Source organism: Bradyrhizobium sp. P3_C3, from assembly GCF_056402655.1.
The window spans coordinates 1-9,565 of sequence record NZ_JBFUGY010000097.1; the positions used below are offsets into that span (position 1 = coordinate 1).

Here is a 9,565-nt window from a genome sequence, read left to right on the forward strand (position 1 = left end):
GGACCGAACGCGCCACCGAATGGCTGATGCTGACGTCCGGCACGTCGGGCGTACCAAAAATCGCMGGCCATACGCTGGAAGCATTGACGGGCGCCATCGTCGCCGAAGGCCCTGCGCGCGGACCCGCGCCGGTCTGGGCGACATTCTACGACATTCGCCGCTATGGCGGCCTGCAGATTTTCCTGCGCGCGGTTCTCTCCGGCGGCTCGATGGTGCTGTCCGATCCGCATGAAGCGCTCGGCGACCACGTCGCGCGCCTGAACGCGCGCGGCGTCACCCATATCTCCGGCACGCCATCGCACTGGCGCAAGCTCTTGATGAGCGGCTCGGCAGCACATTTCACGCCGGGATACGTCCGTCTGTCCGGCGAGATCGCCGACCAGGCGGTGCTCGACGGCCTGAAGGCCGCGTTCCCCAATTCCTCCGTCGGTCACGCCTATGCCTCGACCGAGGCAGGCGTCGGCTTTGCCGTCAATGACGGGCTGGAGGGCTTTCCGGCTGATTATCTCGGCAACCGCAACGGCGTCGAGATGAAGGTCGTCGACGGCTCGCTGCGCATCCGCTCGACGCGCACGGCGCATGCTTACATCGGCCGCAATGTAGCCGCGCTGACCGATGCCGACGGGTTCGTCGACAGCGGCGACATCGTCGAGTTGCGCGGCGACCGCTATTATTTCGTCGGCCGCCGCGGCGGCATCATCAATATCGGCGGGTTGAAGGTTCACCCCGAGGAGATCGAGGCGGTCATCAATCGTCATTCCGACGTGCGGATGTCGCGGGCGAAATCGCGCCGCAGCCCGATCACCGGCGGCATCGTCGTCGCCGACGTGATCCTTGCCGACGGCACCGATCAGGCGCGGGTGAAGGAGATCCGCGACCAGATCCTGGATCAATGCCGCGCGCAGCTCGCGTCCCACAAGGTGCCGGCGGTGATCCGCTTCGTCGATGCACTCGACGTCACCCCGGCCGGAAAACTGGCGCGCACCGATGCATAATGTCCTCGTCACCGGCGGCAGCCGCGGCATCGGCCTTGCGATCGGCAGGCGGCTGGCTGATGCCGGCTATAACGTGATTGCGGCGGCACGGCGCGAGAGCGACGAGCTCAGGGCGGCGATCGGCCCCTCCGAAGGGCGCCTGCATTTCCGCGCCTGCGACCTCGCCGTGATCGACGCGATCCCGGCCTTCGCGAAGCTTATCCGCGACGAGTTCGGCCCGATCTACGGCCTCGTCAACAATGCCGGCCTCGGCACCGAAGGCCTGCTCGCCACCATGCACAATTCCGAAATCGAGGCGCTGGTGCAGCTCAACGTGCTGTCGCCGATCATCCTCTCCAAATATGTCGCGCGCCAGATGATGGCCGACGGCGCCGGCCGCATCATCAATATGTCCTCGATCATCGCGACCACGGGCTACAACGGCCTGTCCGTCTACGGCGCGACCAAGGCCGCCGCCACCGGCTTCACCCGCTCGCTCGCGCGCGAGGTCGGCAAGCTCGGCATCACCGTGAATGCGATTGCGCCGGGCTTCATCGACACCGAGCTGACCCACAATCTCTCCGACGAAGGACGCAAGCGCATCGCCGGCCGCAGCGCGCTGCGTCGCCTGCCGGAGACCGATGATGTCGCGCGCATGGTCGAATATCTCCTCGGCGAGGGCGGTCGCAACGTCACCGGCACCGTGTTCACGATCGATGCGGGGAATACGGCGTAAGCGGAACTCCGCCGCCACAATTGAGTTGATCCGGGCGATGACATCAAGCCGGAATTGGTCGTAAGATGCCCCGCAATCGGTTGGGTTATGTCAATCGATCTGCCCCAATCGACAGGGAGCAGTCCATGGCCACTTCAAACATGACCGCTTCAAATCAAGCCCGGATCGAGGAGCCTCGCGCGAAGCCGGACGATGTCCATTGCCCCCCGATGACGCATCAGAATTCCGGCGGACACGGTCATGAAATGTATCCGCAGCAATTCGTGCGCCTGGTCGGCTGCCACGACCTCTCTCTCGACGCCCTGCGCAAGCGCGAGGACGAAAAGCTGCACTAGGCGTTCACTTCGGCAGGTCAATCCGCTCGCGTGAAAATTCCGGCGGCCCTTCGGTCAGGCGGCGGATGCGGCGTTCGCGTTCGTCCGTTGGCAATGCGGGGTCGAGCAGCCGCTCGATCTCGTGCACGGCCAGCGCCTCGATCCTGGTGGCGTCGGATGCGACCGGCTGGGCCGACGAGAATGCCGGGGGCGCGACCTTCAGGCCCAGTTCGACCAGCTTGCAGATCGCAGCCGAACGCGACAAGTGATGAGCTTCAGCCCAGGCGTCGACAGCCGCGGTCAGTGCTTCCGGCATCTTCACCGCGCTGAGCGGATCGAGCCCCGTGCGCCGGCGCACCGGAGCCGTCGAGTCCTTGTTGCCGAAGTCGGGCACTTCGATCATCCCATGTAATCTCTGGATATGCCCCGACCATAGCCGCTCTTCCGGCCGGCTGTTTGACGCCGATCAATGACGGATCGCGCCATTCGCGCCGGCGCGATCTTGTTGTCCGGGTGCATTTCGGCCAATGATCGGGAATCGAAAGAGGGGCGCCGGCCGGCGAACCCGGATCGATCCTGCCTCGTATCTTCCTCGGACGCGCTTCCCAACCATCCGGCATCACTCGATGACATCAGGCGAATCCTTCTACGGCAGCATTCCCGTCTTTCGCGGCTTCACCAGCCTGATGGACCCCGCGCTCTATGCGCCGCTGCCGGATGATTGGAACATCGGCGTCGCCGATATCGTCGATTCCACCAAGGCGATTGCGGCGCAGCGCTACAAGGCGGTCAACATGGCCGGTGCGGCCGTGATCGCGGCGGTGACGAACGCATTGGAGGGGCGCGAATTCCCCTTCGTGTTTGGCGGCGACGGCGCGAGCTTTGCGGTCGCGCCTTCTGATGTCGAACGCGCCCGCGAGGCGCTGGCCGCGACCGCAACCTGGGTGCGGGAAGACCTCGATCTGAAGATGCGCGTCGCGCTGGTGCCGGTGAGTGCGATCCGCGCCCAAGGGCTCGACGTGCGCGTCGCGCGCTTCGGTCCGTCGGCCAATCTGTCCTATGCGATGTTTTCCGGCGGCGGGCTCGCCTGGGCCGACGCCGCCATGAAGCGCGGCGAGTTCGCGGTCGCCGAGGCGCCCGCCGGCACGCAGCCCGATCTTTCCGGCTTGTCCTGCCGCTTCGAGGTGATGCCGTCCGCGCGCGGTCTGATCCTGTCGGTGCTGGTGATGCCGGCGCGCGGTGTCGATCCGCATGCTTTCCGCAAGGTGATCGAGGACATCATTCATCTCGTCGAGCGCAGTCCGGATGGCGGCCGCCCGGTGCCGCCGCAGGGGCCGCCGCTGAAATGGCCGCCGCAGGGGCTGGAATACGAAGCCCGCACCAAACGCGGCGGTCCGCTGGTCGCGCGCCGCGCGCGCGTGCTGGCCTACACGCTGTTCGTCTACCTGATCATGCGCTTCGACCTCAACGTCGGCGGCTTCGTGCCAAACATCTACAAGCGCCAGGTGGTCGAGAATTCAGACTTCCGCAAATATGACGACGGCCTGCGCATGATCCTCGACTGCACCCCGCAGCTCGAGCGCGCGTTGAGCGACCGTCTCGCGGCCGCGGCGCGCGACGGCATCGTGCGCTACGGCCTCTACCAGCAGGACGCCGCGATGATGACCTGTTTCACGCCGTCGGCCTTGCGCAGCGACCACGTCCATTTCATCGACGGCGCGCGCGGCGGCTACGCGTCGGCGGCAACGGCTTTGAAGGCGATGGCGGGGTAAGCACCACTCTCGTGCCCCGGATGCAGCGCAGCRTGAAACGGTGCGCTGCAGAGCCGGGGTCCAGGGAAGTGTGGGTCCCGGCTCTGCGAAGCAGCGCTTTGCGCTGCATCGCGTCCGGGACACGAGATGATTACCGTCCCGCGCGCGTCCAGGTCTCGCCGCCACAGAGCGCGCCGACGCAGCCTTCGACCCGCAGCGAATCCGCACCAGTCACGGAGACGTTGCTCGCATAGGTGCTGCCGTCATCGGCATTGTAGATCTGGCCCGACCATTTGTTCGGCCCTGAGGGCTCCATGCCGCTGAACAGCGGCAGACCGATCATCGCGCGTTTGGCGAGCGCGGGGTTGGGATTCTTGCTGTCGGTCGCAGGCTGGCCGGTCGCGGTGTCATAGGGCTCGCGCAGCCAGACGATATGGCCGCAGATGCCGCCGCCGCATTTGCTGATCTTGACGCGCGCATCGCCGGCCTGGGTCAGCCAGGTCCCATCGGCGCTCTGCGCGTGGGCGGCAGTCGCACCAAACAGCGTAGTCAGGATGACGGAAAGGATGGCGAATCTGCCGAACATAGAGAGCCCCCGAAAATGGAGGCGCCTCAATAGCAGTCCGGCAGGATAGTGCAACGCTGGATGGAATCACATTCCTGCGTTTATCTGCCCGCTTATTTGCCTGCGCTCATTTGCCCCAGCGGGCGAAGGCGACCGAGGCTGCGGTCGAAAGTCCGAACACGACCATGGCGCCGCCGACCAGTGCGAACAAGGTCCAGGCCGGCGCCTGCGCCGTCATCAGGCCGACGCCGCCGATCGCGACGATCAGCAGCCGCGCCGTGGAAGCCAGCACCGGACCGCCGACGCGCGCCGCGCCTTGCGAGGAGAAGTACAGCGACACGCCCATGCCGAAGAACGCGAAGGCCGGCCCTGCCCAGTGGAAATAGCTGTGCGCCGCCGCGGCGACGCCGGGATCCCCGGTGAAGAGCGATACCCACAATGCCGGATCAAGCGCGATGACGAGGCCGATCAGGCCGACGGTCAATCCCGAAGCCGCGGCCGCGGTCCAGGCGACACGTCGGGCGCGTTTCAAATGTCCTGCGCCCATCGCCATGCCGACCATCGGCACCGAGGCGATGCCGAAGGCGAAGGTGATAGGGATCAGCAGGAATTCCAGCCGCGAGCCGATGCCGTAGCCGGCCAGCATCTCGGTGCCGAAGGTCGCGAGGATCTTTGTGAAGATCAGAATCGTGAGCACGGTCTGGAGCGGCGACAGGCAGGCGACTGCGCCGACCTTGAGGATGTCCAGGAACATCGCGCGTTCGAAATGGAAGGCGCGGACCTTCAGCGGCAGCCGGCTGCGGCCGGACAGCAGATACCAGAGGAAGAAGATCGCCGCGCAGGTGAAGGCGATCAACTGGCCGGCGGCGACACCGGGCATGCCGAATTGCTTCACGCCGAACAGGCCGAGCCCCAGCGTGCCGCCGAGCGCGATCTGGAGCGCGCTCGCCCCGATCAGAATCATCGACGGCAGGCGCATGTCGCCGGTGCCGCGGATCACCGAGGCCAGCGTGTTGACGAGCCAGATCGCGACCGCGCCGGAGAACAGCATTTGCGAATAGCCGCTGGCTTCCTCGAGCACGCGCTCGCGTCCGCCGAGCAGCGTGAAGAAGCTGCGGCCGAAGGCGAGCATCATCACCGTGAAGAACAGTCCGCCGCAGAGGCCGATGATGGCGGCGTGCAGCGCCAGCGTCGCGGCGCGGTCACGATCGCCTGCGCCGAGCGCGCGGCTGATCGCGGACGAAACGCCGCCGCCCATCGCGCCCGCGCTCATCATCTGCGTCAGCATCGCGAACGGAAACACCAGCGCGATCGCCGCCAGCGGAATGGTGCCGAGCCGGCCGATATAGGAGGTCTCGGCAATCGCAACCAGCGTGCTGCCGACCATCGCGATCATGTTGGGGATCGCGAGCCGCAGCAGCGTCGGCAGGATCGGCGCCGTCAGCAGGCTCGCAATGGGGGAAGCGACCGGTGCACGTGGCGGCGCGGCGTCTGCGGAGGCGTCGATCGTCATGTTCACCGGGCGGAATATTGGATGATGATCGACATCTTATAGGGCGCAGCATCCTCGCGCCAGTCCTCCCCTCACGCAGGGCTCACCAGGGCAGGCCGCATAGGTCGATGGTGCCCAGCGTCGGCGTGCGGACGATGTTGAAGACGTACGGCGCCAAGTAGTCGAAGCGGATCCGACCCTCCGGCTGCTCGCAATAGACCTCGCCCTTGAAGGGCAGCCAGCTGCGGGCTTCGTAGAACGCAAAATTGTTCAGTTCGGAGAACAGCAGCCCGAAACGGACCGCCTCGTTGGCGCGCATGGTGTGGATGGCTGCGTCGATCGCCATGGTCGCGTAGCCGCGACCGCGCCGGTCCTCGCGCGTGCAGACGCCGCCGATGCCGCCGACATGGATCTTCTGCCCGTTCCAGGTGACGGTGCGGAAGTAGACGCCGACATGGCAGACTAGGCCGTCCTCGGGCGTTTCGATCAGCACGCGAAGGTCCGCATTTGCCCATTTGATGTGAGCCCAGGCTGGCTTCTCCGCGGCGTCTTGGCCCCAGACCGCGCTGAGCAGCGGCTTTGCGATCGGCCACGAGGCGTCGCCGTTCAGAATGTCGATTTCGATGCTCATCGCTCTCTCTTCCGCATCTCCGCGCCGTGGTGCGTTCGTTCTGCCATAAGCGCCTCAAAGGCAATGATATTTTACGGCCTGTCGAAGCGCGCCCCACGATGCGTCGATTTTATGCAATCCGGCCAATCGGCCGCATCACGCAATTTCGCAAATTGGCGGTATTTAACGGCGGTGGAACCTTCTATAAGAGTCCCCGTTAAGCTAGTTCCCCATCAGTCGCGGACAACAACCCATGACCTTTACGCTGCCCCCACTCCCTTACGCCTATGACGCCCTCGGCCAGTTCATGTCGAAGGAGACGCTGGAATTCCACCACGACAAGCATCATCAGGCCTACGTCACCAACGGCAACAACGCGCTTAAGGGCACCGAATGGGAAGGCAAGTCCCTTGAGGAGATCGTCAAGGGCTCGTTCGGCAAGAACCCGGCCGTGTTCAACAATGCCGGCCAGCACTACAACCACATCCACTTCTGGAGCTGGATGAAGCCCAATGGCGGCGGCACCAAGCTGCCGGGCAAGCTCGAGAAGAAGATCAACGAGGACCTCGGCGGCTTCGAGAAGTTCAAGACGGACTTCCAGGCGGCCGGCGTCGGCCAGTTCGGCTCCGGCTGGGCCTGGCTGCAGGTCAAGAACGGCAAGCTCGAAATCGCCAAGACCCCGAACGGCGAGAATCCGCTGGTGCACGGCGCCACCCCGATCCTCGGCGTGGACGTCTGGGAGCACTCCTACTACATCGACTATCGCAATCGCCGTCCGGACTATCTGAAGGCGTTCGTCGAGAACCTCGTGAACTGGGAATACGTCGAGTCCCTGTTCGACAAGGCCTGAGCCATCACACTTTCCGGGGGCGGCGTCGCCGCTCCGGGATGACGAACTCGAAAAGGCGGTCGCATGCGCGGCCGCCTTTTTGCTGTGCGGAATTCAGCTCTGCTTCGCATGGCCCTGCGCGAGATGCGCATCGCTTCCCGTCGTCGTACTGTTTGCATCGCATGGGCGGCGCCCTTAATCAGGATGGGCATCACCCTCGAGCCCACCGAGCCCGTTGTCAGAGCCTTCCCCGAACAATCCGGCGCCTGCCGAGGACGCGGAGTCCGAGCCGCGGCCGGGGCGTGTGCGCAAGCCGATCGGCTGGTCGACCATCATCATCGCGGTGCTGGTGGCGGTGAGCGCGGGCCTGGTCTGGCGGCGTGATGGCACAGACGGTGTCCTGGAGATTCTCACGCACGACCTCTCGCTGTTCGGCGGCATCCTGCCGCGCGTGCTGGCGGGCTGCCTGCTCGGGGCGTTCATCTCCGAGATCCTGCCGCACGAAAAAGTCTCGCGCTCGCTCGGGCCGAAATCCGGCCTGATGGGCCTTTTGATCGGCACCGCCTTCGGTGCGATCCTGCCGGGCGGACCCTTCACCGCCTATCCCGTGGCGAGCGCGCTGCTCGCCGTCGGCGCCGATTTCGGCGCCACCATCGCTATGGTCGTGAGCTGGACCCTGATCGKGTACGGCCGCGCGGTGGCCTGGGAAATCCCGATCATGGGCACCGACTTCACGCTGTGGCGGATCCTGATCTCGTTGCCGCTGCCGGTGCTCGCCGGCGCGCTCGGCCGCTTCGTCTATGTCCGGATCTATCCGCAGCCGGCCGCGAAGGACGACGAGAATTGAGCGCGGCGCTTCTAATCGACATCCTGCTGTGGGGCTCGGTGTTCGGCGTCGGCCTGATCGCCTTCCGCCGCGGCCCACCGGTGTTCAAGGCCTCGCTCCGCGAAGGCTCCATGGACTTCATCAACATCGTGCCGCGCATTGCGCTCGGGGTGATCGGCTCCGGCTACATCGCCGCCATCATCCCGCAGGAGGTGATCACCGGCTGGCTCGGGCCGGACAGCGGCTGGCTCGGGGTTGCGACCGCCGTGGTCGCCGGCGCCGCCACCCCCGGCGGACCCGTGATCGGCTTCTCCATCGGCACGGTGGCGCTGAAGTCGGGCGGTGGGGTGCCGCAGGTGGTTGCCTACGTCGTCGCCTGGGCCCTGTTCGCCTTCCAGCGGGTGATTTTATGGGAAATCCCGTTCATGCCGGCCCGGTTCGTCTGGTTCCGCTGCGCCGTCTCGGTGCCGTTCCCGTTCGTCGCCGCCGCCATCGCGATGGTGATCGGCAAGCCCTGAGCCGGCCGTGGACAGGGGTAATGTTATAATATAACGTCGTCGGCATGGTTCCCGCCGCGTCCCACGCTCATCACCACGACCACGTTCATGGCCAGTCCCATGACCATTCTCATGGCGACGGGCATTCGCATGGGCACGACCACACCCACGCCCATGTCCATGATGCGGCCTCGCCCCATCCGGCGCAGGACGCGCCCTGGTCGATCCTGCGCATGACCATGGCCGGCCGCCTCGCGGCCGCGCTTGCCGTCTGCGCCGTGCTCTGGGGCGTGGTCTTCCTGGCGATGAGGTGAGCATGGCGGCCGTGCACTTCCATAATGTCACGCTCGGCTACGACCGGCATCCGGCCGTGCATCATCTCAACGGCGAGGTCGCCTCCGGTGCGCTGGTCGCCGTGATCGGCCCGAACGGCGCCGGCAAGTCGACGCTGTTGCGCGGCATCGTCGGCATCCTCCGGCCGCTCGACGGCAACATCCATCTCGGCGGGCTCGATAGCCGCGATATCGCCTATCTGCCGCAGAGCGCGGAGATCGACCGCAGCTTCCCGATCTCGGTGTTCGACTTCGTCGGCACCGGACTGTGGCGCGACGCGGGCCTGTTCGGGGGCATCGGCAAGGCTGCGCGGGAGAAGATCCTGCGCGCGATCGCTTCCGTCGGCCTCAACGGCTTCGAGAACCGCCCCATCGGAACGCTCTCGGGCGGGCAGATGCAGCGCATCTTGTTCGCGCGCGTGCTGCTCCAGGACGCGCGCCTGATCGTGCTCGACGAGCCCTTCAACGCGATCGACAGCAAGACCACGGCCGATCTGCTCGCGCTGGTGAAGCACTGGCACGGCGAGGGCCGCACCGTGCTCGCCGCGCTGCACGACATGGAAATGGTGCGCAACCATTTCACCGAAACACTGGTGCTGGCGCGCGGTCCCGTGGCCTGGGGGCCGACGGCGGAGGTGC

General features: G+C 65.9%; 13 protein-coding genes. 9 read left to right on the forward strand and 4 right to left on the reverse strand.

Annotation, left to right across the window (positions count from 1 at the left end; translation table 11 throughout):
- The 3 genes from AC1DW2_RS42820 to AC1DW2_RS42830 all read left to right on the forward strand — a co-directional run.
- Positions 1-995 (forward strand): class I adenylate-forming enzyme family protein (locus tag AC1DW2_RS42820; RefSeq protein WP_477009104.1); only part of this gene is annotated, 995 nt, incomplete at its 5' end.
- Positions 988-1,710, forward strand: coding sequence for an SDR family NAD(P)-dependent oxidoreductase (locus AC1DW2_RS42825; RefSeq protein ID WP_354114547.1), 723 nt, complete (start codon positions 988-990; stop codon positions 1,708-1,710). The genes AC1DW2_RS42820 and AC1DW2_RS42825, both read left to right, overlap by 8 nt.
- Positions 1,711-1,835: 125 nt before the next feature.
- Complete coding sequence (locus AC1DW2_RS42830; RefSeq protein WP_155794867.1) at positions 1,836-2,045, forward strand: hypothetical protein; 210 nt, start codon at positions 1,836-1,838, stop codon at positions 2,043-2,045.
- A gap of 4 nt (positions 2,046-2,049) precedes the next feature.
- On the opposite strand, the gene AC1DW2_RS42835 is transcribed toward AC1DW2_RS42830, so the two are convergent.
- Positions 2,050-2,427, reverse strand: a complete 378-nt coding sequence (locus AC1DW2_RS42835) for a hypothetical protein (protein WP_166349001.1) — start codon at positions 2,425-2,427, stop codon at positions 2,050-2,052.
- 223 nt (positions 2,428-2,650) lie between these two features.
- Here AC1DW2_RS42835 and AC1DW2_RS42840 point away from each other — a divergent pair, with 223 nt between their 5' ends.
- Entirely contained in the window at positions 2,651-3,796 is a 1,146-nt protein-coding gene (locus tag AC1DW2_RS42840) for a DUF3095 domain-containing protein (protein WP_477009105.1), read from the forward strand.
- 130 nt (positions 3,797-3,926) lie between these two features.
- Here AC1DW2_RS42840 and AC1DW2_RS42845 read toward each other — a convergent pair whose 3' ends face one another.
- From AC1DW2_RS42845 to AC1DW2_RS42855, 3 genes are all read right to left on the reverse strand, one after another.
- The gene (locus AC1DW2_RS42845) at positions 3,927-4,361 is read right to left on the reverse strand and encodes a DUF2147 domain-containing protein (RefSeq protein ID WP_085398981.1); all 435 of its coding nucleotides are present in this window, start codon (positions 4,359-4,361) and stop codon (positions 3,927-3,929) included.
- Between the two features lie 106 nt (positions 4,362-4,467).
- Positions 4,468-5,853, reverse strand: a complete 1,386-nt coding sequence (locus AC1DW2_RS42850) for an MATE family efflux transporter (RefSeq protein ID WP_477009106.1) — start codon at positions 5,851-5,853, stop codon at positions 4,468-4,470.
- Positions 5,854-5,935: 82 nt separating this feature from the next.
- Positions 5,936-6,463 (reverse strand): GNAT family N-acetyltransferase, encoded by a 528-nt coding sequence (locus AC1DW2_RS42855; RefSeq protein ID WP_477009107.1) that lies wholly within the window; start codon positions 6,461-6,463, stop codon positions 5,936-5,938.
- Between the two features lie 232 nt (positions 6,464-6,695).
- Here AC1DW2_RS42855 and AC1DW2_RS42860 point away from each other — a divergent pair, with 232 nt between their 5' ends.
- The 5 genes from AC1DW2_RS42860 to AC1DW2_RS42880 form a co-directional block, all read left to right on the forward strand.
- Positions 6,696-7,292, forward strand: coding sequence for a superoxide dismutase (locus AC1DW2_RS42860; RefSeq protein ID WP_063985730.1), 597 nt, complete (start codon positions 6,696-6,698; stop codon positions 7,290-7,292).
- A gap of 214 nt (positions 7,293-7,506) precedes the next feature.
- Positions 7,507-8,118, forward strand: coding sequence for a permease (locus AC1DW2_RS42865; RefSeq protein WP_477009108.1), 612 nt, complete (start codon positions 7,507-7,509; stop codon positions 8,116-8,118).
- Positions 8,115-8,615 carry a hypothetical protein gene (locus tag AC1DW2_RS42870; protein WP_008138982.1) on the forward strand — a complete coding sequence of 167 codons (501 nt, stop codon included), beginning with the start codon at positions 8,115-8,117 and terminating at the stop codon, positions 8,613-8,615. Before AC1DW2_RS42865 ends, AC1DW2_RS42870 begins: the two co-directional genes overlap by 4 nt.
- Positions 8,616-8,659: 44 nt before the next feature.
- Complete coding sequence (locus AC1DW2_RS42875; RefSeq protein WP_063985728.1) at positions 8,660-8,908, forward strand: hypothetical protein; 249 nt, start codon at positions 8,660-8,662, stop codon at positions 8,906-8,908.
- Positions 8,909-8,910: 2 nt separating this feature from the next.
- Positions 8,911-9,565, forward strand: a 655-nt coding sequence (locus tag AC1DW2_RS42880; RefSeq protein WP_477009109.1) for a metal ABC transporter ATP-binding protein, incomplete at its 3' end; no start/stop codon positions are given.

Excerpts from the sequence above, each read along its gene's own strand:
- AC1DW2_RS42860 (WP_063985730.1), top strand. The coding sequence starts at position 6,696 with ATGACCTTTACGCTGCCCCCACTCCCTTACGCCTATGACGCCCTCGGC.
- AC1DW2_RS42835 (WP_166349001.1), bottom strand. The coding sequence starts at position 2,427 with ATGATCGAAGTGCCCGACTTCGGCAACAAGGACTCGACGGCTCCGGTG.
- AC1DW2_RS42840 (WP_477009105.1), top strand. The coding sequence starts at position 2,651 with ATGACATCAGGCGAATCCTTCTACGGCAGCATTCCCGTCTTTCGCGGC.
- AC1DW2_RS42875 (WP_063985728.1), top strand. The coding sequence starts at position 8,660 with ATGGTTCCCGCCGCGTCCCACGCTCATCACCACGACCACGTTCATGGC.
- AC1DW2_RS42825 (WP_354114547.1), top strand. The coding sequence starts at position 988 with ATGCATAATGTCCTCGTCACCGGCGGCAGCCGCGGCATCGGCCTTGCG.
- AC1DW2_RS42830 (WP_155794867.1), top strand. The coding sequence starts at position 1,836 with ATGGCCACTTCAAACATGACCGCTTCAAATCAAGCCCGGATCGAGGAG.
- AC1DW2_RS42855 (WP_477009107.1), bottom strand. The coding sequence starts at position 6,463 with ATGAGCATCGAAATCGACATTCTGAACGGCGACGCCTCGTGGCCGATC.
- AC1DW2_RS42850 (WP_477009106.1), bottom strand. The coding sequence starts at position 5,853 with ATGACGATCGACGCCTCCGCAGACGCCGCGCCGCCACGTGCACCGGTC.
- AC1DW2_RS42845 (WP_085398981.1), bottom strand. The coding sequence starts at position 4,361 with ATGTTCGGCAGATTCGCCATCCTTTCCGTCATCCTGACTACGCTGTTT.